We start from the raw sequence: 22,343 nt of genomic DNA on the forward strand, positions 1-22,343 counted from the left end.
AAACCGGGTTTCAGAAGGTTTTGATGCGTAAGTCCCAATCTCAAATCTCAAATCTCAAGTCGCTTGACTGTGCAGCTTGGCTGAGAATAGTAGAAGATGTTAAGTACGATTCCCTGCGGGATAGCTTCGCTTCACGCAAATTTACCAACAAGTGCCGATCGAAGCCTATGGGTGACATTAACCGATGCTACGAAATCCTCGAAATTGAGCCTGGAACTTCCTTAGAAGACATTAAGCGCGCTTACAGGGATTTAGTGTTTGTGTGGCATCCCGATCGGTTTGCCAACAACGATCGCCTCCAACAAAAAGCTCAACAAAGATTAACAGAAATTAATCAAGCTTACCAGCAGTTGCTGTCGTTTTTGAGTCAGCCTGAATCGAGGTCGATCGAAAAACAGTTTCAGCAGCCACCGCCCCCTGCGCCGGAAAAGCCGCTGAGAAGGCGTTCTGGAAAATCAGTCGCCAGGCCTGGTTCCCAGCGCCGTCAAACCCGCCCAAAAGCCGCCTCCAAAAAATTTCTCACTCAAAAAAACTCTTCAAGCAAGAAACGATTTACCACTCACAATCGCCAAGCGCGGCGGGGCAGAAAGCAGCCAGGGCGAAGCGTTGCGAGGGAAGCACTGCCATCTCAACACTATCGAAAGCTTACCTCGAAAAGGAAAAAAGAATTTTCAACTCAATACTCAAAACCGCGAAGCGCGCCGAGGGAAGTGCGGCCATCTCAACACTATTCAAGCTTCCCTTGGTGGCCGCTGGCAATCGCCGTGGCGAGTTACGCTTTGACCGGTTGGATTTTGACGGAATCAAGGGAATCAGTCGCCCGGCCGTGGATGTGGGCTTTAATCTGCGGTGCCGATTGGCTGTGGGCCGCGATTTTGCTGGCGGAGGGTTCAGCAACGCCTAGAGTGTGGCTGGCGGCCTTAGTTTTGGCTGGGGCGGTGGGGGGTTCGATCGCCGGTTTTCAGGCGGGAGGAATGGAAACAGGGGCTGCTTGGGGCGCAGTTGGAGCTGGTTTGGGCGCGATCGCCAGTTCCGAGGCCGAGTCGCGGGCTGTGGCTGCTGTTTTGGGTGTAGGGGGAGTGGTGACAGTGGTGGGATTGATGGCGGGAACAGATTCTGGGAATTGGGTCAAGGTGTTGGCGGCGGCCGTGTGTTGGGCGATTGTCGGCTTGACGTGCGGGCTGGCGGCGGAAGTAGGTGGGAATTCTGGCGGCCCCGTCGGGCTCGGAGGTGCGATCGGGCTGGGGATTGGGGCGTGGGCTGGGGTGTGGGCTGGGGCGGGTTCGGGGGCGATCGTCCAAGCTTTCGCTATCGCCGGGTCTAAGACTGTTTATGGGGCTTGGGCTGCGATCGGCATTATTGCTGGAGTTGTGGCGCGGATGGTCGCTGCAGAAAGGTTGAGCAACAACGGCAGCGGGCTTTATACGTTTATCCTGTTGGTGGCTACTTCGGGTTTCGGGCTGTGGCTGGGACGGTTGGCTGGGCGAGCGGATCTTTTAAATTAGTCATCAGTCATTAGTCTTTAGGCAAAATTACCAATTACCAATTACCAACTACCACTTCCCCATTATTCTATTGTTTAGCAACGACTAAGACGATTAGGACGTTATTTGCTGACACCCTTCCCTCTTCCTTCTTCCTTCTTCCTTCCTCCTTATTTCTGACATCCGTTACATCCCGTACAGTGCTCGTTGCCGAACTTCCTTCTTCCCCTAGCGAATCCGTTGCCGAACTTCCTGCTTCCTCCAGCATAAATCCCAGGACTTATCGCTTTTGAGTAGCGCTTCAAACTCAGCCCTTGGCAAAGCCTGACTGAAAAGATAGCCTTGAATTTCGTCGCATTCGTGTTCGCACAAAAAATCAAGTTCTTGCTGATTTTCTACCCCCTCAGCAACCACCGTCATGTTCATGCAGTGTGCCATTTGAATAATCGCTATTGTTATCGCTGCATTTTGGCGATCGTCTGCAATATCGCGAATAAAACTCTTGTCTATTTTGATCGCATCAAACGGAAAGAGTTTGGGATAACTCAAAGAAGAATATCCCGTTCCAAAATCATCAATTGCTATCCTAATCCCCTGATCTTTCCACACCGTAAAAGCTTTAGCTGCTGCAATTTCGTCTTGCAAAACCAGACTTTCTGTCAGTTCTAATTCCAAACACTTGGGATCGAGGCCAGTTTCTGTTAATATCTCCCTGACTCTTTCCGTGAAATTTTTTCGCTCGAATTGACGGGCGGATACGTTAACTGCCACTCGGAGGGGCGGTAAACCTGCTCTTTGCCATGTTTTAGCTTGCCTGCAAGCAGTCTCTAATACCCATTCACCCAACGGTGCAATCAAGCCCATTTCTTCAGCCATGGGAATAAATTCCCCTGGGGAAACTCGCCCCCGTTCTGGATGATTCCAGCGGAGCAAAGCTTCAGCCCCAATAATTTTACCTGTTTTAATTTCTATTTGCGGCTGATAGTAAATTTCAAACTCTGAGCTTTTTAAAGCATGGCGCAAGCAAGTTTCTTGAAGAAGTGTATTGATAAAAAAATTAGCATTTTTTGCCGTATAAAAATGATAAGTATTGCCGCCTTTCTGCTGAGATTGATACATTGCTATATAAGCATTTTTCAGTATTTCATCTCCGTCGATGCCGTCACCGGGATACAAGCAGACACCCATACTAGCAGTGACATACACTTCACAATCTTTGACAATCATACCTTGGGATACAAGATCTAAAATGTTTTGAGCAATCTTTGCCACATCCTGTTTTTCTGCAACTGGTTTAAGAATCAGCGCGAATTCTGCCGCTTCCAAACGAGCAACAATATTAATGTTTTCCATGCAGTTATTTAGCCGCTGGGCGATGGTGCAAAGCACTGAGTCGCCGATATCGTGTCCCCAGGTACTGTTAATGCGGTTGATTTTATCTAAGCTAAGCGTGACAACTGGAACGAATCCTGAAAATTCTTTTTGACCATCTAATACTCGACTTAACTTTTCTCGCAAAAATGAACGATTCGGCAGGTTCGTCAAGCTGTCATACTGATGTCGGTAGAGTGCCAGTTGAATAGTTGTGTGCAAGTTTTTTTCTTCAAATGGCTTGACAATATAGCCGAACGGTTTTGTACTATTAACTCGTCGCAAAGTAGTTTCATCGGCATAAGCTGTCAGATAAACTACGGGAATTTGAAAGCGCAAGCGAATTTCTTCTGCTGCTGTAATGCCGTCGATTTCTCCTTGCAGGTTAAGATCCATTAAAACTAAATCCGGGCGCAATTTGGCTGCCGATTCAATCGCTTCTTCTCCCGAATAGACCATGCCAGTTATTCTATATCCTAGAGATATCAAACTGTCGGAAATGTCTTCCGCAATGATGCTCTCGTCTTCAACTATCAGAATTTTTTTGTTAGACACTAATTTTTTTCCTCAGACTGCAATTTAGGTTGACAAAAGGTTATTCTAAAAGTTGTGCCAGCAGTTTCTAACAGTTCTATTCCCCCCCGGATTTGCTTGACTAAAGACCCGACGAGTCGCAAACCCAACGTTCGGGCTTTTCGATAATCTAAGTCTTGAGGAAAACCAATTCCGCTGTCGCTCACGGTTAGCACGCAAAGTCGATTTTTATCCCAAGTGAAATCTATGTTAATTTTACCTTTAATTTGTCCTTTGAAAGCATATTTGAGAGCATTTGTCACAAGCTCGTTGATAATTAACCCGCAAGGAACTGCCGTATCAATATTAAGAGAACACGGCGCAATATTTGTTTGCAACTTAACGCCTTCTGCATGAATTTCATAAGCTTGGAATAAATTGTGTGCGAGATTTTGGATATATTCAGCAAAATCAATGTTTGACCAGTCTTTGGAGTGATATAATTGTTCGTGAACCAGAGCCATTGATCTGACTCGGTTTTGACTTTCTTTTAACATTTCACTAACGCGGCTGTCTTGAATGTAGCGAGACTGAAGTTTCAGCAGGCTAGAAATAACTTGGAGGTTGTTTTTGACGCGGTGGTGAATTTCTTGGAGAAGGACTTCTTTTTCGGCGAGGGAGGCTTTGATTTGATCCTCATCCCGTTTGCGCTCTGTAATATCGCGTACTACAGCTTGGAGAAATTTTTGTCCGTTAATTTCCATTGCGTTTAACAGAACTTCTGCGGAAAATTCTGAACCGTCAAGTCGTTTGTGTACCCAGTCAAAGCGACAGCTACCTGTTTGCATTGCTGCCGATATTCTCTGTATTGCTAGACTGGATGAGTCTTGTCCGCTAGGCTGAAATTGTGGGGAAAAGTCGCTCAATCTCTTGCCGTAAAATTCTTTTGTGTTGCTACAGCCAAATATTTTTAAGGTAGCGGGGTTGCAGTCAAAAAACTCCTTTTCGTCAAGCAACATTACTGCGTCGCTGGTAGCTTCATAAAGGCTACGAAATTTGTGTTCTGATTCTTGCAGCGAGCATATCAATTGGTTTTTTAGAGCTTCTGCACGCTTGCGGTCGGTAATGTCTATTCCTACGGAAACCGCAGCAGTTCCCTGATGATATTTCTGAGCTACTATCAAATAGTTGCGGACGAAACCGTTAATTTCAATGTCTATTTCTTGCCAGGTTTGCTGAGATGAACTCTCAAAAAAATTTCGGATCAGTTCTCCAAAAGTCGAGCCTTTCTCGAGAAAGTTTATTTCTTGACCGACAAAGCTTTCAGGAGACAGGTTGAATGAGGTTGCTAAGTGCTGGTTGACTCCAATATACCGCAAATCTGAACTGATCCAAGAAATCAGTCCCGGTACCGCATCCAAAACGGCGCGAAGTTGGTCTGTAGCTTCTTGGAGTGCTTGTTCCGATCGCTTGCGATCGCTAATATCTGTCGCCGTTCCGCACAAGCCTAAAATAGCGCCGTTTGCAGCTTGGTTGACGATGCTATTGACGCGCAGGTGGACGGGAGTACCGTCTTTACGAATGTGTACTGTTTCGTAAGGAGAATTAGCGGTTTGTGGCTCAATTTTGGTTCTTGCTAAAAGTTGAGCAAATATTTCTCTTGGTCTACTTCCTTGATCGGGAACTAAAAAATCGGTGAAGCGGCGTCCGATCATTTCTGGCGGTTCGTAACCGTAGATGCGTTTGGCGGCGGAATTGACAAAAGTCAAGAGGCCTTCAATATCAATCGACCAAATCAATTCTTGGGAGGTTTCTACGAGGTTGCGGTACTTTTTTTCGCTTTCGGCAAGTGCTGCATTGAAGAATTTCGTCTGCTGCTGAAGTCTCTCTTCTAATTCTTGATTTGCCGTCTCCAGAGTTGCGATCAACTGCTCGCGCTCGCTAATTTCAGTAGAAACACCCACTGCCCCAACCACTTCGCCGTTTCCATCTCGCAGCGCTGCCGATCGAATTTCGTGAATAAAATGCCTCTCTCGGACGTTCCAAGTGCGATCGTTTCCTGCTATTACCTCAGCAATATTTTCTAAGATATCTGGCTGGCTGCTGTAAACTTCAAAAATCGACAGCCCGACAGTTGCACTTGTTGGTTTGAGTCCCAATTTTTCTAATCCTTTTCCTGCTGCAAGGGTCAACTTGCCTTCTCTGTCTGTTGCCCACAGGAAAATTGGGGCACAACTGACAGCGGCGTGAAGGGTTTCGTTGGCTTGTTTGAGCCGATCGATTTCTGCGTGAAGCCGATCTTGGGTGGTGTTTAATTCTACCGTTAGTCGATCGGCTTTTTGCTGCCAACTGGCAGCAGTATCGCACATTTCTGCGAAATGGCGGGAACGACAGATGGATTGGTTGCAGTGTGACATGGTTACTCTAGGGCGCACTGTATATTTAACCCCAGCCTATCTTTTAAGCATAAACTTTTTAAGTGAAATATTACAATTAGCAGGAATACTCATCCGACCAAGATGCGATAATATTAAAGGTACTTTAAAGGATTCAGAAATTGCGGCTAGTTCAGGCTTTTGGGCTACAGTTTACAAATTTATAATAAGCTGAATAATGCCTGCCAGTCGGTATTTTTACGGTAACTATTTGTAGTAGTGCAAAAACAAGTTCCGCAATCCTCGGCTTGCACAAGAACTGGGATTGTAAATTTATTATATTTGTTTGCGTAGATTCACGCAGTGAGGAATCGGGAATCTGGAATTTGTAAATATAGCCAGCGCCTGAATCGTTAGGAGGTAATTAATTTATGAAAATCATGAGGTCGATTCCCTCTTCTTTCTGCCTTGCCTTCTGCCCTATTCCTTCTTCCCTATTCTCTATTTCTTCCATCCGCTACATCCGTTACAGAATCCGTTGCCGAACTTCCTTCTTTCTTCAATTAACTCCCCAAAATTTTACAGTTTTGTCTATACTGCCGCTGATAATTGTTTCGCCATCGCTGCTAAAAATAAGACAAGTAACAGAGCTTTGATGTCCGCTGAGAGTGTAAAAATTTTCGCCCGTACTGGCATTCCAAAATTTGATATTACCATCGGCACTAGCACTGACAACAGTCAGTCCATCGGCACTAAAGGCGATCGCATTTATCGAGTGAAAATGCCCTGCCAAAGTGATTGAACTATCTGGATTCGATAGCTGCCGCAGTTGAATATCTCTGTCCCAGCCGCCAGTAGCCAAAGTCTGCCCGTCTGGGCTGAAAGCCAGACAATTCGCGTAACCCTTAATTGTTTGGAAGCATTCTCTGCTGCGGAGGTTCCACAGTTTAATTGTACCGTCAGAACTGCTGCTAGCGAGAGTTTGTGCGATCGGGCTGAAAGCAAGACTAACAATTCCTGCTTTATGAGCTCCCCAAGTTAAAAGACTGCCAAAAGTACAGATTAACTTTCCCGTCTCTAAATTCCAAATTTTGATAGTAGTATCTGCCGAACCGCTGGCGATAACTTGACTGTCGGGACTGACCACAATTGCGCTAATTTCCGCTTCATGTCCGAGGGAAGTATGCTGCAATTCTCCTCCCTGCCAAATTTCGATCGCGCGGTGTTTTGGAGTATTTCTGCTCCTCACAAACACTTCACTTTCTTGGCAAAGGACAAAAGTTTCTTGAGCGCGGGGATACTTGTCAACAGTATAGAGTATTTCTCCTGTATCTACATCGCAAATTCTAATTATTTTCCCGTGCAAACTCGCCGTGCGATCACCTCCGGGACTAATCGCAACATTTGTGCCAGTTTTGACCGTGCGGATGCAGTCAAAAAGCTTGTAAGGCACGAAGTCTTTTAAAGCTTGCCGCACTAGAGGTTCTGTCCTCGATCGCAAAATTAAATAAGCAACTCGCTGCACTTCTGGTGCGGGGTCAAGCAGCGCCTCAATTGCTAAATTTAAACCAGTGCCTCCGTATTTAGGAGCATCTTTAACGGCGGCAATCCGCGACTCGATACTAGGACTGTTGAAGCGCTGCTTTACCCCCGCGATGCCTCCCAAAACAGCGCCGGCGATCGGGATTTGACTTTGACCGCCGAGGACGGCATCATATTCTCTAGGTTGGTTAGGATTATCGGGCATCATACGATTTTAGATTTTAAATTTTAGATGGAAGATTGAAGAATTGGATGAGTAAAAAAAGCGAACTTACGCACGGATAAATCGGGGGAATTGTTATCGGATACTCAGTTGTAATTTTCTGAACCTATGAATCCGGGGGTTTGTAACCTGGCTGCTTTAGGTGACGGTCAAACCGCGTTTAAGAGCGCAACTTCTAACTTATTGACTGTTGGAGTTGATAGTATTATAATCAAATCAGCGTTTCACACAAAAATCCGAAAGTGATATGTCACACTTCACAACGATCAAGGTTCAGATCAAGAACGGCGAACTGCTGCATCAAGTGTTGGAAGAGTTGGGTTATCAAGTAGAGTGCAATGTGCAGGTGCGGGGTTATCGGGGTGACAAAACTAATGCCGAGTACGTGATTCGGCAATCGAACGGTTACGATTTGGGTTTTCGCCGTAGCGGAGAGGATTACGAATTGGTAGCGGATTTTTGGGGCGCTCGAATTAACCAGCAGGAATTTGTCAATTCAATTAGTCAAAAATACGCGCGGAAAAGTTTGATGGCGGCGGTGCAGTCAGAGGGTTTTAATGTTGAAGAAGAGGAAACTTTGGCAGATGGAACGCTGAGAGTTGTAGTGGGTAGATGGGTTTAAGACTCGCGCTTGATTAACTCGTTTTTAGGTATCAAGAGGAATCACCATGTGGCGCTCGGCGATCGTACTAATTATCCTCGCGCTGGTAGTTGGCATTGTTGGGGCGATCGCCCTTGGAGCATACCGCTGGCATCTGGGTACCAAGGAACTGCGAGCCAATCTGGAAGCTGCACGCTTGCGGATTAAACCTCTCACATTTGATGCGCGGGAAATCGCCGATTTACCCCAGCCAGTGCAGCGCTACTTTCGCGCGGTACTGAAGGATGGACAACCGCTAATTGCAACAGCGCGGGTTTCCCACGAAGGCACGTTTAACATGAGCGAAACCGCAGAAAAATGGAGTGCTTTTAACTCAACTCAACTGGTGATTACTCAACGCCCTGGCTTTGATTGGGACGGGCGAATTGCCATGATGCCCGGTATCAATGCGTTTGTTCATGATGCCTACATTTCTGGCGAAGGCATCCTCCATGCGGCGCTGCTTGGCCTGGTGACTCTGGCGGATATCCGTGGCACTCCAGAAGCTGCACAAGGGGAACTGATGCGCTTTTTCGCGGAGGCGGCTTGGTATCCGACGAGACTGCTGCCGAGTCAGGGTGTTCGCTGGGAGGCGATCGACAATTCTTCCGCCAGAGCAACGCTACAGGATGGCGACACCGCTGTTTCCCTGGATTTCCGCTTTGATGAAGCAGGGCTAATCCCCACTGTCCGCGCCGAGGCCCGCGCCCGTACAGTTAAGGGTGGGCTGGTATTTGCGCCCTGGATTGGCCGCTTCTGGGACTACGAATTGCGAGACGGTATGCGGATTCCCCTCTCCGGTGAGGTGGCGTGGCAACTGCCTGATGGCTCGCTATTGCCCTACTGGCGCGGCTGCATCACGAATATTGCCTATGAGTTTGCAGGATGATTCTAGTTTGTGTTGTAGGGTGCGTCTGAGTCTGAAATTTTCTCCCCTATTTCATGGGAACCATCTGATAATTAGAGTACACGGGTAAACGGCTATTAGCAAAAAAAGTTAATTACGCGTCAACATTACAGAGTTCAAGACAGCAGTAAGGGAACTTCCAGAAAATGAACTCGCAGAGTTTCTAGAATGGCTTGATGAGTTCCAAGCAGCTCTCGCCGATCGCCAATCGATCGATGCTGTACGAGTTAAAATAGATGCTGCTGTTGCCATGTCCGAACATACTCCACCGATTGACAGCGAAACCTTTATTGCAGGCAGGGATTTTGGAGCGTTTCCGGCAAGCGCGCGAGACTAAACAAGGCTATACTAATTGAAATGCTTGTATTATAGTTGCATTCAATTCCTGCATTTGCTGATTTCCTAGCTCGCCCAATCGTCTCAGTATTAATCTCTTTTCAAGACAGACAATCCGAGTCACTCTAACTTTAGAAGATACTCTTAATCCCGTGCTGGGAAATTCTGGCTCTGAAGCATTTAAAGCAAATTCATCTAAACTTAAGCTAGTGACATTTTGCGAAGAAATGAAGCAGATAGTAATTTCATCTATGGTTGAACTTGCCCACAGCACTAAAGCCGGTCGTAATTTTTTATGACTCAAATCTGTAAAGAGAAATTCAGCTAAAACAATATCTCCTTTTTTTAGCTTCACTAAATTGGATCTCCATCTTCAAGGGTGTAAATATCAGGTTCCTCGTACAGGAATTGAAATGCTCCCCCGCTTTGGGCTAACTGGGTTATTTCCACAGTAGAAGGATAGGGGATGTTACTAAATAGTTTTGCTTTTATTAGCAATTGCTCCTCTTCTGAGAGTGTCTGGATGATTTGTACTAAGGATTCAATGAGTTTTGTGTTCATAGCTGAAAATATCTAGGGATATTTTATTTTACTTCAACAAGGCCACCTTCGATGATTATAACAAAACAACTAAGAGCGTGAAGCGAAGGTATCCCCTAGGGAATCGCCAGATCCAGTAAAATTCGGAGATACCACAGATTTACTCCTCCCAGTCCACCTGCTTAACCTGCTCTAAAGGTATATCTAGCGCTTCTGCAATTTGCTCGTCGCTCAAGCCAAACTGCCGTAATTTATCTATTGTTTCAATCTTAGTTTTATTTTTGGTTTACTCCTACAATTCGGGAGTTTCCGGCTGACTTTGATCTGGGGTAGGAGTAGAGGGAGTAGGGCAATTGTTAATATAGCTAATACAATAAATTTTTGATTATTTTTATTAACCAAAGTTGTTATATTCTGATTTATATGTCGTTATAGAACGGATTCAAGATTACTTTTTTTAACTTGTTCACCAAACACCTCAGATAACATTTGCAAAAGTTCGTGACTAGCCTTTTTAACGTGCTGGGAGCTATAACCATAAGTTTCTGCAACGTCAGCATATCTTTGAGGCTTCAGTGTTCCGGCAAGAATCCCCCGCTGCAAGTTATTTAGATGTTTGCCTGTGTTGGCGCAAACAGCTTTATCGACAAATTGCAATATCTCAGGACTGTCCATAGGTGCGATGGTGAGATAGGTATGGTTACTATACCAAACTTTTTCCAACTTTTTTGGCTTGACAGGTGGTGAGCAAGCTATTATATCTATTTATATATAAAAATACATATAGCGGTTCTCACAAAGATGGAGTAAGCCTAAACCCAGTGTGCTCAAGCTTTTTAAGTTGAAATCTCTACCTCATCTATCCAATAACTGCTATATACATCTGACCCATAAATACCAAGAGAAAATCGAAGTGTCTAATTTGCAAATATTTCATCTGCCCGAATGTATCACTGGAATACAATCCGATATTGACATAGCTCGCCAGATGATTCAGGCATGGAGAAGGGACGGTATCTTTCACGTGGCCACGAACAAAATACAGGAGCGAAAGAGCGAGAGAACTTTTGCCGCGAGCAGGCGGTTCTTTGGTATGCCTCTGGAGTCGAAATCCCAATTCATTAGCGATCTTACCTACAGTGGGTATATTGCTTCGGGCGAGGAAGTCACCGCTGGGGAGTCCGATTATTCCGAGATATTCACTGTTTGCAAAGATGTTCCACTAAATGATAGGCGTGTACAAGCGCAATGGCCTTGTCATGGTCCGGCGCCTTGGCCTGATGAGGACTACCAACAAAGCATGAAAGCATACATGGACGAGCTAGGCTCAATCGGCGAGAAATTGCTGAAACTGACGGCCCTGGGCTTGGAACTGGATGACATTAACGCTTTGACGGAATTGACCAAGGATGGTTGGCATCATATGCGCGTATTGCGATTCCCGGCGTTATCTCAAAAATCAACGAGAGGAATCGGTGCACATACTGATTACGGCCTATTGGTGATCGCGGCCCAGGATGATGTGGGTGGCCTCTATATACGTCCACCAGTTGAAGGGGAAAAGAGAAACAGAAATTGGCTGCCGACTGAAAGTATGGGGGGTATGTATGAAAATGAGGAACCCTGGATATTCGTGAAGCCTGTGCCAAGCGTACTAACGGTGTTTCCAGGCGATATTCTGCAATTCCTCACCAATGGCTACCTCCTCTCAACACCACATAAAGTCAGGCTGAATACGAGGGAGCGATTTGCTCTAGCCTACTTCCACGAGCCGAATTTCGAGGCTTGTGTCCGCCCTCTTTTCGCTCCCTCAAGCGATGAGCATATCCACTACGGCTCGCACTTTACAAATATGTTTATGAGGTGTTATCCAGACCGAATTACCACACGCCGGATTATTGACGAAAACCGCTTGTCAATTTTAGGTGTTTTGAAAAATGAGGGTCTTCGTCGTTTGACGACAGTGTAAAAAGCCATCGCATTGCAGAGATAAGAAGCAAAGTTTTTCGGTAGCAGGGATAACGATGCTTTCACCATAGCGATCGTCTTTATCCATGTATCCAGCTTCAAAATCAGTGCGCGCTCACCTACTGAGGTATAATTGCAGTAGTTCCCTTGGGCAAATTGGATTCAGCAATATCTTCTTTTAAACTCACTTCCGAAAATATTTAAAATTGCATAATTCACGCTACTTGAAGATTAACTCCATCGGCTTGCCTCTAGAGTTTCCTGTGTAAATATCCTACGCATCAAGATTGTTTCTCCCGCCAAATCGCCTCTCTATCGGCTTCTAAACCAGCCAATAAATCAGTCAAAGCCACATTTTCATTTTCCATAATCGTTGCAATCCGATCGATTAATTGGGGAGCTTGAGGTTGTTTGGAATCGATCACAATCAGATTACCTATTGGGAGTAATACCAGCATATCTCCCTGATTAACATTGAGAGAATATTGTAAAAACTGGGGAATAGTAATTTCCCCTCCCTGTCCCAGAACAATGGGAAATTATTGAATCTCTACATCCGTTTCTTGTGAAGTTATTGTCAGGAATTTAACCTCAGCCTTTAGTGTTAAGTTTTTAAGATTCTTTATTATAGCAAGGTTTGGGCATTGTACGTTTTGCCCGATCGCCCTAACCAGAAAACCCAAGTGCGATCGCCCGCAACTACCAAATCGTTTCAACGTAAGGAATATCATACAGCCGGGCGATCGCATCATCCAGGCGATCGCGCGGCAATTGGTCGATCGCCTGGATGATGCAACGATCGGTCAAACAACGGGACTCAGTATTGAGGATGTGCGGAATTTGCGATCGCCATGAGATTTCTTGACCAACAATCATCACAACTGCAAAGTCCCAGACACCTTGGCATTTTTAACACTTGAAATCCGAATCAAAGAGCCTGATTTTACAGCAATCTTAGGCTTCCATTCATAAACCCCATCGCTAGTCGCGCGGTTGGCTATGCTTTCAACCAACTTATTCTCTCGATACAGCTCAATCTTCACCTCATCCTGAATATTGTCTCTCCACAAAATCAAATAAGGTTTATTTGCTTCCACCTGCACTTGGACTGCTGGTTTATCCACCAATATTTTTGGTGAAGCTGTCTGAGATTTTCTATTCCTAAATCCTAAATAGTGCGGCAGTTCGCGAGTGGCAATATTATTTGATTGAGGCAACATAATCTCCCCGATTTTAGGATTGAATAGATAAGTTGAGAGTCCGCCGTCGATCGTCACGATATCTCCTTTGACTCCGAATTCTCGCATTAACTTAGCTGCTGCATCTAATGTCGCTTCATTAACCGTGATAATTGCCAGCAATTCATTACCCTTGCGACCATCTTTGTCCAGCGTACCGATGACGTGATACCTATTTGCTGGATTTTTAGATATGAGTTTAGCTGGATGGTGCTTGTATTCGTAAGTCACAACTGCATTTTGTACTTCTTTTTGATTCAAGGGCTTTCCCGTTTGCGGTTCGTAATTGGTGATATATGCTTCTCCATCGTTCCACACCAAAGCTTTCAATCGAACATTTTTATACTGCCCATCTTTGGGCTTCTTGACCGGGCCGTAGAGGCCGTTACCGCCCGTAATAACTTGACCGTTGAATTTGATAGGAAAAGATAGCTGCGTGCTGCGTTCGTATTGTTCAAAAAAAGAACAGTTAATGACGGAAAAAACACCGTTAGCGTAAAGCTTTTTGTATCCTCCTGTAACTTCAGAGAATAACTTGCTCTTAAAGAAAGGACTGTAATATTTGTTTTCTCCCTGATAATACAATCCTTTATTGAAAGCCATCCGATCTACCTCTCCAATTAGCTGGTCTATTTGCATTTTTTGGACGTTAATAACTTGCAAATAAGCCACATTTCCGTTGGGTAGTTCTTTTTTGTACAACTCTGCACCATCTCTGGTATCCACAGGTTGAAAATAACTGACTGGGCTGGAAAGTTGTTCGATCGCAAAATGTGCAACTGCTGCCACAACAGCAACAGCAAAAATCATCAAAAAAAACGGCAATATTTTTTTGATCGCATTCATAAATATTAATTTGTTTCTAAACCACAAACCAAACTATCTTAAAAATAGCTTATAAGCCGGATTCTGACTCTCATCTCCATACTGATAGCCAAGCGTATCCAAAAAAGCCTGCCATTCTTGCATCTCATCGGGCGGTACTTGAATTCCCACCACAATTCGCCCGTAATCTGCGCCGTTATTCCGATAGTGAAAAACGCTGATATTCCAGTTAGGGCTCATCGAACCCACAAACTTCATCAACGCACCCGGACGTTCGGGAAATTCAAAGCGATAAAACAATTCATGATTCGCCAGCATCGAACGCCCGCCCACCATATGCCGCACGTGCAATTTCGTTAATTCATCATCAGTTAAATCCAAAGTCTTGAAGCCACAATCTTCAAAACTTGCGGCTATCTTCACCGCATCGGCACGGTTTTGAATTTGTACGCCGATAAAAATATGTGCCTCTTTCTCATCCGCAATTCGATAGCTAAATTCCGTTAAATTGCGTTTGCCCAGACATTCGCAAAACCTGCGGAGACTTCCCGGTTGTTCGGGAATTGTGACTGCAAAAATGGCTTCGCGGCGTTCGCCAAACTCGGCTCTTTCTGCTACAAAACGCAGCCGATCGAAATTCATGTTCGCGCCGCAAGCAACAGCAATTAATGTTTGTCCTGCGATTTGTTCCCGTTCGACGTAAGCTTTCGCACCTGCGATCGCCAAAGCGCCAGCAGGTTCTAAGATCGATCGCGTATCTTCAAAAACATCCTTAATCGCCGCGCAAACATCATCCGTATCCACCAAAATAATCTCATCCACATACTCCTGACACAAGCGAAAAGTTTCCTCCCCCACTTCCCGCACAGCAACGCCGTCTGCAAATAAACCCACCTGCGACAAACGCACCCGTTTACCGGCTTTCAGCGATTGATTCATGGCATCGGAATCCACCGGTTCGACGCCAATAATTTTAATTTCCGGCCGCAACCGCTTGACATAGGCCGCAATTCCCGAAATCAATCCGCCGCCGCCAATTGCCACAAAAATCGCGTGAATTGGTTTTTGATGTTGCCGCAGAATTTCCATGCCGATCGTACCCTGTCCAGCAATCACGTAGGGGTCATCAAAAGGGTGAATAAAAGTCATACCTTTTTCCGCCTCTAATTGACGCGCAAAAGCGTAAGCATCATCGTAAGCATCCCCATGCAAGACTACCTCTCCACCACGGGCTATCACCGCATTTACCTTCACCTGCGGCGTCGTTACGGGCATGACTATGATCGCGCGAGTTCCCAGGTGGCGGGCGGCGAGGGCGACTCCTTGGGCGTGGTTGCCGGCGGAAGCTGCAATCACACCTTGTGCTAGCAAATCCGGCGACAGTTGCGCCATTTTGTTGTACGCGCCCCGCAGTTTGAAGGAAAACACCGACTGCATATCCTCTCGCTTCAGCAAAAGTTTATTGTTGAGCCGTGCTGATAGATTCGGGGCGCATTCTAGGGCTGTTTCTTGAGCAACATCGTAGACGCGGGCGGTGAGGATTTGTACCAGGTAATCGCAAAGCATGGGGTTAGCAGGTTGGTTGATGCCGGATGGTGGGATAATTGTACGGCACTTGTGCGATATTTAGGTTGAAATTTTAGGGAGAAGGATAGTTCGATCGCCAAAGTTACCCTAATTCAATTCCTTTAATGCAATATCTCGGTTAGTTTTAGCCTCTTGATAATCTGGGTTAATTTCTAATGCCTTATCAAAACTGGCAATTGACTCTTGATAGCGCCCTAGTTCAAGTAGAGCAATACCGCGTAAATTCCACGCTTCGCATGAATCAGGCTTGCATTCAATAGCTCCTTCATATTGTTGTATCGCTTGTTCATAATGACGGGATTCAATAAATGAATTCCCTGCTTTCATGTATAGTACATATAGCAATGCTTGAAGCTTAAGATCGATTTCTTGTGGCGGTTCTTCAGATATTTTAACTAATATATTTTTTACTATCCAAAGTAGTGACCCCGGCTGAGCCCTATTTAGCTCTAGAGAGCTGCTAATAAATTTGGAGATAATAGTAGTAGATAGCTCAAACACGCCAGAACCCCAATCAAAAAAATCGGGAGCACGACGTATAATATATTTAATAGCAAAAAGTGGCAGTATAAAAACAAAGCAAATGTTACCCAAACGATCGCGAAAAATTTCCCGTCGTTGATTGAGGTGACTGAGAATAGCAGGTACTGTATCTAAATTATAATAATCACCATCACCACCATATCCTGGTTTGATATAAGGTTCCAGTGACTTTTCTAGTCCTTGAATGAAGAGAATGTTTAGATCGTTGCGATCGCCCCGATTTGCAACAAGGTCATACAGATTATCAATTGGTTCTGTCAATTTTAAAACTGCTATTTTTTTATCAGATAAATCTTCTTGCACCCTATAAATTAACTCAGTACCTTCTGCCGGAGAGCATTGCACAAACACAATACCGAACCCTTTAGTTCGTTTGAGACATCGCAATAAAGCCCGATAGACTCCCTCTGGGCTAGTGTCAAGTGCTTGAGTAGAAGAAGATTGACTCATGATGGTAATTGCCGAATTTTGGCAACTGCAGCTTGAAACTGCTCGATTTCTTCAATCAAAGGATGAACGTTGTACCAGCGTTTTAGCTTACCCTTATCATAATAGCGATATTCCAACAAACAGCGGGTGAGCAACAGGCGCAGAAACTGTTCGTTATTGTTTGCCTGCTTTGTGCAATAAACATCAGCCAAAATTCCCCACTGATGTTCTAGAATTGCATTGAGATAGGTTTCTCGTGTTTCTGCAATTGCCCTTTGCACTGCTTCAGCGCTAATTGGTAACTCGTCCGTCCAGTTGACAGCGATTCGGATCATCTGCATCAAATTCCTCGCGTGACCACCACTCATGATGCAAAGCTGGTTTAATGTATCTGAACTATCGAACACAGCGGGAAGATCTAAACCGCTCACACTACCATCCATAGTTTGAGTCAGTCTGGAGTCGATCGCCTCAAGCCGCCGAGAGATAATTTCCCGCAATTTGCCTAGTCCATTTGAGTTGACTGTACCATCGGGATTTTTCACCATCACCATCGGTAAAATATTAGTCTTTTCGTAGTTATCTTCAAGCTGTGTCGCTCGTCCCGAATATACCATTGCGATCGGAACCGTATAGATTACATGACAGACCAAGCCCCGCAGAATTTCACTCCGATTTAAGTAAATTTCGTCATAATTGCTGGGAGTTCCTTCCTCTTTAGTTTCTGTGATTCTATCCAAATTATCGGCAATCATCACAATGCCACGACAGTCAGTAGATAGGGATTTCTCAGCTTCTTTGATGAAATCATTCAGGGCCTCTACCAAAGACGGAGTATTAGCATTAATTTTCTGTCGCAGTTCGCGTCGCTTATCTGGATTTGCTCGTAAATTTGCCGTAATTTTGCCAAACTGGGCAACTTGTCCCTCTAAATTTAAACCTTCAAATGATAGTTCTGTCAGTGCCAAATCTCTGAGAGATTCGCCTCGATTTTTCAGCCAATCTAGTAAAGGGTTATGGTTTTGTAGCTTGATCGCTTCTACTAAATGCCGAGTGCAAGCAAACAATATGTCGGCATACTCCGCATCCTGGGGTTCAATGTCCTCATCATCTGCTGCAAAGTAAACCACAAAATACTTCTGTTGTTCTAGGTATTCCTTCAAGCGCAGAAGTTCTGTGGATTTTCCTACTCCTCGGTGGCCGGAGTAAAGCTGGCAAGTCGGTTTCTTCGATCGCGTAATCTTTCGCCCTAACTCCCGTACTACTTCCCAACCACCACGGACTTCCTGACAATCGACATAAGCCTCTTTCGACGGAGGCTGAAATGGTTCAAAGGAACTGTAGATTTCAGTTAGCAAATCTAGCATCACCAGCTACCTTAAGTAAAATTGTTTCACAAGCACCAGTATAATCTACAAGGTATTGAAGGAGGATAGAATTTTCGGGATTAGCCGATCGCCTCAAATCTAGCAAACTAGCGATCGCCAACTATCTCCACAGAATATCGATCGCCCTTACCCGATCGCAAAATCCGATTTTATGGCAAAATTAGCCTAGACTGAAATATGAAAGCTAGCGATCGGGCAAGCTGTAGCGAATATTGCCCTCGTGAGTCCTGACTTCGTTTTTGCCGTTTCCCCCGTTATAAAATCGAGTTTGTGAGCGTATTAGTCCGTAATCCTTAATTTAGTATGTAAACTCATGAACGTACAAATTACAGATTTGCGTGCGGTTGACGAGCAAAAAATTCAACAGGTAGCTAGATTAATAGTTGAAGGTTTTAAAGAGCATTGGCCCGATGCTTGGCCCGATCTAAATTCTGCTTTGCAAGAAGTCCAAGAATCTTTAGGAGCCGATCGCATCAGTCGAATTGCTGTCGGCGACAGCAATCTTGTTTTGGGATGGATTGGCGGGATTAAACAGTATGACGGTAATGTTTGGGAACTGCACCCGCTGGTAGTGAGAACAGAATTTCGCGGACAAGGAATTGGTCGATCGCTCGTAGCTGATTTAGCAGCAGAAGCTAAAAACCGGGGAGGGCTCGTGCTTTGGGTGGGTACCGACGACCAAGACAATCAAACCACTCTTTCCGGCATCAATCTTTATCCTAACGTTTGGGAACACGTCGCCAAAATTAGAAATTTGCGCGGTCATCCCTACGAATTTTATCAAAAAATGGGTTTTGCGATCGTCGGAGTGATGCCCGACGCCAACGGAATTGGCAAGCCAGATATTTTCATGGCAAAGCGGTTGTAAAGTTTAATGTAGGTTCTAAATTTACTGGCCGGTCGCTTGTCTATTCAACACTTAGCAAAATTAGTTGTTGAAAGTTTCCCAGAAAATCGGTCTAGTCTGGACGTGCGAACCCCGTTCGAGGGTCGCTAATAAACAAACCCAGAACTAACGAATCCATCACCGTATCCCAGACAGGAGTCAAACGCTCTGCATCGTCAACCCAGTAATCAAAAGTAATCAAACACTGAACATTAGAACCCAACCCAATACAGATTCGCGAATAAGCTTCCCGCTGCTCTGGAGGGTCGATAAACTTAAATTCAGTCCAAACAATGCGGGCTGTTTGCCGCTTCAATTGGATAATGTCCCCAGGAGCGATCGGATTTCTGGTATCATCTTCAACCACCTTCTGTAATAGCGGCACCAGCGGAAAATCTGCCCAGTTACCAGGTGGTAGCAAATTAAACGAAACCTCCAAACGACAATCATCATCCGGCGGCTTTTTATCCGTAAATCGGAACGAATTAGTATCCGGTTCAAAATGCCAATCTTCCGGGACATCAAAGCGGACTGCACCTCTTCCTGCTACAAAAATTCGAGTTCCAGGCTTTGACTTCCAATTGTGGTCTTCTTTGAGTTCTAGAGTTTCCTTGAGCCATTCTTGCTTTTTGCGCTTAGACATAAACAGAACACCAAATTGCTGCTAATGTGTAGTTTTAGACCTTGCAAACACATTTTAACTCTCTTTTGATCGCCGTTTGCTCAAATATAACAATCCTTACAAAAATTATGAATTCCTCTCTTCTCTATACCTCTGTGTTCTCTGCGCCTCTGCGGTAAAAAATAATTCCTTTCACAATTGGCTAACTTTTATTTTTCACTCTTGGGAATCACATACCTAATTCCGCCTTTATTCCCAGCCGCATCGCCCTGGTAACGGGGGATAACATGAATAGCCGCGTGACTGCGACTTTGACCAGCCTGTTTATTAATATTTATTCCCACATTAAACCCGTCAGGCTGAAACTCTTTACTTAACATTTCTTGCACCTTATTAGCCATAAACCAGCAAGCCGATTGCTCTCGAAAAGGCAGTTCAAAATAATTAGCAACGTGACGCTTGGGAATGATTAAAACATGACCTTTGCTGGCGGGATAACCGTCAAACATCGCATAAGCTGTTGCTGATTCTGTTAGCAAAATTAGGTTTTTATACGGATTGCAGAAGATGCAGTTATTAGTAGAATTCCTTTGATGGTTGTAATGCACGTATTTGTAAATTTCGCAAGACTCATCTAGGTGAACTGGCTGAAATGGAAGTTTGACAATACACTGATATGTAGGTTTTTTGTGGACATAATGTTCTCGAAAGCCTTCTTTTTTAATATCCCTTCTCACCGCAAAATACGCATTCCCTCCCGGTTTCAACAGGTGCGACACTTCCATCAGGACATTAGCTTGTTCTTCGGGAAACAAAACATTCAAAACATAAAAGCAAATGATTGTATCGAATTTATCTTCGGGGAATTCCGGGAAATAATAAGGGTCATAACCCGTAATATCGAAGCCTTTTTGCTGCAACAATCTCACATCGCTGCCCAAGCCACACCCAAAATCTAAGATTTTCCCTTGCAGCAAGTTTTTATCCAATAAAAATCTGGCTGGAAATGACAGGTAAACTCTTTCGATGGCCGTCAGGTGGCTGAATTTATTTTGTTGCTTTTTCATGGCGGCATAAATTTGATTTAAAGCGATATTCTTCAGTCAGCGCACCATCCAGACGAGAGTTTGTGGAGTAGCAATTTCCAGATACGAATGTTATCTAAAAATTTTACCATTATTGCAGTTTGGCGATCGCCCCTTTTTCCACCAACACCTTACCAGTCACCAAATCCCGCACCGTCGCCAACAAAACCCGCCTCTCATCCACCTCAAAACTCACCGAAACCCTGTCAATTCCCAATACCCCGGGCGGATTCAAATGCGCTACGCAAACCTGCTGGTGGTGGCTTTCCAGAGACCGAAAATCCGTTTTTTTGTTGAGCCAACTGCTCGTCATTTGCCCTTTTTCGTTAAAAATAACCTCCGCTTGCGATACCTCCGCAACTTCCCCAATATCTAACCGAATTTCCCTTTGCCCTTCTATTGCCACTTGCAGCGTCAACTCTTCGGAACTTTGACAGGGATACTTCATTTCCTTGCTAAATATCGGCGAATAAGTATAAGCTTTAGCATAAGGTTCCCAGAGGCGAATTGCATAGCTGTGGCGCAAATAATCGTCAACACTTACCAATTGTGTGAACGCTAAAGCACCGTGTGCCACTGCTTCAAAAGGCTTGTCTCTTTGGACTTTTTGCCGCCCAAAATACGAAACCACTAAATTAGATACAGCGGGAATTAGAGAAGTTCCTCCTACCAGCAAAACCTGTTCGATATCTGCTTTTGCGATACCTTTTCCCCTGGCAATGCTCAGCACTTCATCTAAACTTTCCCGCAACTGTTCTAACAACTGCCTAGATTCCAGAATTTCCTCAAGCTTGTCTCGGTTTAGCTGCAAGTCGTAAGACATAAAATTTTCATCGTCCAACCAACTTTCCTTAGCCTCATTAACTTGAGAAAGTTGAATTTTTAATTTTTCCGCTATTTCTAATAAATTTTGCCAGCCAACTGGGCCGACTTCTGCCCGCGACGAACCAATTTGTCGCAAATAATCTTCGACAATCCAGATGTCAATATCTTCGCCGCCTACATAAGCATCGGATTTTGCCAACACTTCGGCACGCACCCCCCCCAGCCCCCCCTTGGTAAGGGGGGGAGCGAGATTTCTCTCCCCCTGGCTTTGGGGGGAAGCGAGATTTCTCTCCCCCTGGCTTTGGGGGGGAGCGAGATTTCTCCCCCCCTTGGTAAGGGGGGGTAAGGGGGGGGTTAGAGCAGTACGGACTAAACTTAAATCTAAAGTTCCGCCGCCAAAATCAACTACTAAAACTAGAGATCCGGGGCGTTTTACTGCATATCCCAGGGCGGCGGCTGTGGATTCATCTATTACCTGAACTTCAGAACCTCCCAAATTTTCTCCTAAGTCGCGAAACCAATCTAGATATCGCTCAAATGCTCCGACGGGTACTGTAAAAATTACTTTTTCTGGCTGTATATTTTGTAAATATAATTGTTTCCAAATAGTTTTGATAAACTGTTCTGCTACTGATTCTGCTGTGTAGGTGTCGCCGTCGATATTGCGGGGCGGCGGCTGAAAGTCGGCAGCTAAATTGCGTTTAAAAGCTTTGAAAAAACGGTCGGGCTGGGATTGCCCCAAACGCTGCGATCGCACTTTTTCTCCCAGCACCAACTCTCCGGCATTTTTCACAAAGACTAAAGTCGGAACTACAGATATTTCGCGAATATCTCCGCTCAAATTCTTCGTTTTAAAAATGCGGGACATCTCGCCCAGTCGCAAAGTTTCTGGTGTTTGCGTATCCGGGTTAAGAATGCAGACAACCGTATTGCTGGTACCGAAGTCAATGGCAACTGTAGTCATGGTGATTTTAGATTTTAGATTTTAGATTTTAGATTTAATTTTTCATTGGCAA

Annotated in this window: 21 protein-coding genes; 5 read left to right on the top strand and 16 right to left on the bottom strand. The window is 44.8% G+C overall.

Features of this window, described 5'->3' with window-relative positions:
• Window positions 1–23 precede the first annotated feature (23 nt).
• Complete coding sequence (locus tag QUA27_RS01520; RefSeq protein ID WP_333065893.1) at window positions 24–1,505, top strand: J domain-containing protein; 1,482 nt, start codon at window positions 24–26, stop codon at window positions 1,503–1,505.
• A gap of 67 nt (window positions 1,506–1,572) precedes the next feature.
• On the opposite strand, the gene QUA27_RS01525 is transcribed toward QUA27_RS01520, so the two are convergent.
• The 4 genes from QUA27_RS01525 to QUA27_RS01540 form a co-directional block, all read right to left on the bottom strand.
• Window positions 1,573–1,752 carry a hypothetical protein gene (locus QUA27_RS01525; protein WP_333065895.1) on the bottom strand — a complete coding sequence of 60 codons (180 nt, stop codon included), beginning with the start codon at window positions 1,750–1,752 and terminating at the stop codon, window positions 1,573–1,575.
• The gene (locus QUA27_RS01530) at window positions 1,713–3,410 is read right to left on the bottom strand and encodes a putative bifunctional diguanylate cyclase/phosphodiesterase (RefSeq protein WP_333065896.1); all 1,698 of its coding nucleotides are present in this window, start codon (window positions 3,408–3,410) and stop codon (window positions 1,713–1,715) included. The genes QUA27_RS01525 and QUA27_RS01530 overlap by 40 nt, the downstream gene beginning before the upstream one ends.
• A complete protein-coding gene (locus QUA27_RS01535; RefSeq protein ID WP_333065897.1) occupies window positions 3,410–5,785 on the bottom strand; it encodes a PAS domain-containing sensor histidine kinase in 2,376 nt (791 codons plus the stop codon). The genes QUA27_RS01530 and QUA27_RS01535 overlap by 1 nt, the downstream gene beginning before the upstream one ends.
• Before the next feature lie 517 nt (window positions 5,786–6,302).
• Window positions 6,303–7,493 (bottom strand): WD40 repeat domain-containing protein, encoded by a 1,191-nt coding sequence (locus tag QUA27_RS01540; protein ID WP_333065899.1) that lies wholly within the window; start codon window positions 7,491–7,493, stop codon window positions 6,303–6,305.
• A gap of 262 nt (window positions 7,494–7,755) precedes the next feature.
• Between QUA27_RS01540 and QUA27_RS01545 the strand changes: the two genes are divergently transcribed.
• On the top strand, window positions 7,756–8,130 hold the full coding sequence (locus tag QUA27_RS01545; RefSeq protein WP_242724949.1) for a DUF1257 domain-containing protein: 375 nt from the start codon (window positions 7,756–7,758) through the stop codon (window positions 8,128–8,130).
• Window positions 8,131–8,176: 46 nt separating this feature from the next.
• The gene (locus tag QUA27_RS01550) at window positions 8,177–9,037 is read left to right on the top strand and encodes a DUF6920 family protein (RefSeq protein ID WP_333065901.1); all 861 of its coding nucleotides are present in this window, start codon (window positions 8,177–8,179) and stop codon (window positions 9,035–9,037) included.
• A 361-nt stretch (window positions 9,038–9,398) separates the two neighbouring features.
• Here QUA27_RS01550 and QUA27_RS01555 read toward each other — a convergent pair whose 3' ends face one another.
• The 3 genes from QUA27_RS01555 to QUA27_RS01565 form a co-directional block, all read right to left on the bottom strand.
• Window positions 9,399–9,746 carry a type II toxin-antitoxin system PemK/MazF family toxin gene (locus QUA27_RS01555; RefSeq protein ID WP_333065902.1) on the bottom strand — a complete coding sequence of 116 codons (348 nt, stop codon included), beginning with the start codon at window positions 9,744–9,746 and terminating at the stop codon, window positions 9,399–9,401.
• Window positions 9,746–9,952 (bottom strand): hypothetical protein, encoded by a 207-nt coding sequence (locus tag QUA27_RS01560; protein WP_333065903.1) that lies wholly within the window; start codon window positions 9,950–9,952, stop codon window positions 9,746–9,748. Before QUA27_RS01560 ends, QUA27_RS01555 begins: the two co-directional genes overlap by 1 nt.
• A gap of 408 nt (window positions 9,953–10,360) precedes the next feature.
• Window positions 10,361–10,654, bottom strand: a complete 294-nt coding sequence (locus tag QUA27_RS01565; RefSeq protein ID WP_333065904.1) for a helix-turn-helix domain-containing protein — start codon at window positions 10,652–10,654, stop codon at window positions 10,361–10,363.
• Between the two features lie 190 nt (window positions 10,655–10,844).
• On the opposite strand from QUA27_RS01565, the gene QUA27_RS01570 reads away from it, so the two are divergent.
• The gene (locus tag QUA27_RS01570) at window positions 10,845–11,900 is read left to right on the top strand and encodes a 2-oxoglutarate and iron-dependent oxygenase domain-containing protein (protein ID WP_333065906.1); all 1,056 of its coding nucleotides are present in this window, start codon (window positions 10,845–10,847) and stop codon (window positions 11,898–11,900) included.
• A 280-nt stretch (window positions 11,901–12,180) separates the two neighbouring features.
• Here the strand turns inward: QUA27_RS01570 and QUA27_RS01575 are convergent, their stop codons facing one another.
• From QUA27_RS01575 to QUA27_RS01600, 6 genes are all read right to left on the bottom strand, one after another.
• A complete protein-coding gene (locus QUA27_RS01575; RefSeq protein WP_333065907.1) occupies window positions 12,181–12,324 on the bottom strand; it encodes a hypothetical protein in 144 nt (47 codons plus the stop codon).
• Window positions 12,325–12,598: 274 nt separating this feature from the next.
• Window positions 12,599–12,778 (bottom strand): hypothetical protein, encoded by a 180-nt coding sequence (locus tag QUA27_RS01580; protein WP_333065908.1) that lies wholly within the window; start codon window positions 12,776–12,778, stop codon window positions 12,599–12,601.
• Complete coding sequence (locus tag QUA27_RS01585; RefSeq protein ID WP_333065909.1) at window positions 12,775–13,983, bottom strand: hypothetical protein; 1,209 nt, start codon at window positions 13,981–13,983, stop codon at window positions 12,775–12,777. The genes QUA27_RS01580 and QUA27_RS01585 overlap by 4 nt, the downstream gene beginning before the upstream one ends.
• A gap of 33 nt (window positions 13,984–14,016) precedes the next feature.
• On the bottom strand, window positions 14,017–15,549 hold the full coding sequence (ilvA, locus tag QUA27_RS01590) for a threonine ammonia-lyase, biosynthetic (RefSeq protein WP_333065935.1): 1,533 nt from the start codon (window positions 15,547–15,549) through the stop codon (window positions 14,017–14,019).
• An 87-nt stretch (window positions 15,550–15,636) separates the two neighbouring features.
• Window positions 15,637–16,542, bottom strand: a complete 906-nt coding sequence (locus QUA27_RS01595; protein ID WP_333065911.1) for a tetratricopeptide repeat protein — start codon at window positions 16,540–16,542, stop codon at window positions 15,637–15,639.
• Window positions 16,539–17,888 (bottom strand): ATP-binding protein, encoded by a 1,350-nt coding sequence (locus QUA27_RS01600; protein WP_333065913.1) that lies wholly within the window; start codon window positions 17,886–17,888, stop codon window positions 16,539–16,541. Before QUA27_RS01600 ends, QUA27_RS01595 begins: the two co-directional genes overlap by 4 nt.
• Before the next feature lie 334 nt (window positions 17,889–18,222).
• Here QUA27_RS01600 and QUA27_RS01605 point away from each other — a divergent pair, with 334 nt between their 5' ends.
• Window positions 18,223–18,777 carry a GNAT family N-acetyltransferase gene (locus QUA27_RS01605; protein WP_333065914.1) on the top strand — a complete coding sequence of 185 codons (555 nt, stop codon included), beginning with the start codon at window positions 18,223–18,225 and terminating at the stop codon, window positions 18,775–18,777.
• A 91-nt stretch (window positions 18,778–18,868) separates the two neighbouring features.
• On the opposite strand, the gene QUA27_RS01610 is transcribed toward QUA27_RS01605, so the two are convergent.
• The 3 genes from QUA27_RS01610 to QUA27_RS01620 form a co-directional block, all read right to left on the bottom strand.
• Window positions 18,869–19,438, bottom strand: a complete 570-nt coding sequence (locus QUA27_RS01610) for an Alr1449 family protein (protein ID WP_333065915.1) — start codon at window positions 19,436–19,438, stop codon at window positions 18,869–18,871.
• A gap of 188 nt (window positions 19,439–19,626) precedes the next feature.
• Window positions 19,627–20,484, bottom strand: a complete 858-nt coding sequence (locus QUA27_RS01615) for an HIT family protein (protein ID WP_333065916.1) — start codon at window positions 20,482–20,484, stop codon at window positions 19,627–19,629.
• 109 nt (window positions 20,485–20,593) lie between these two features.
• Window positions 20,594–22,291 (bottom strand): Hsp70 family protein, encoded by a 1,698-nt coding sequence (locus QUA27_RS01620; protein WP_333065917.1) that lies wholly within the window; start codon window positions 22,289–22,291, stop codon window positions 20,594–20,596.
• Window positions 22,292–22,343 lie beyond the last annotated feature (52 nt).

The organism is Microcoleus harperi Pol14_C6 (assembly GCF_036701295.1).
Lineage (GTDB): Bacteria > Cyanobacteriota > Cyanobacteriia > Cyanobacteriales > Microcoleaceae > Microcoleus.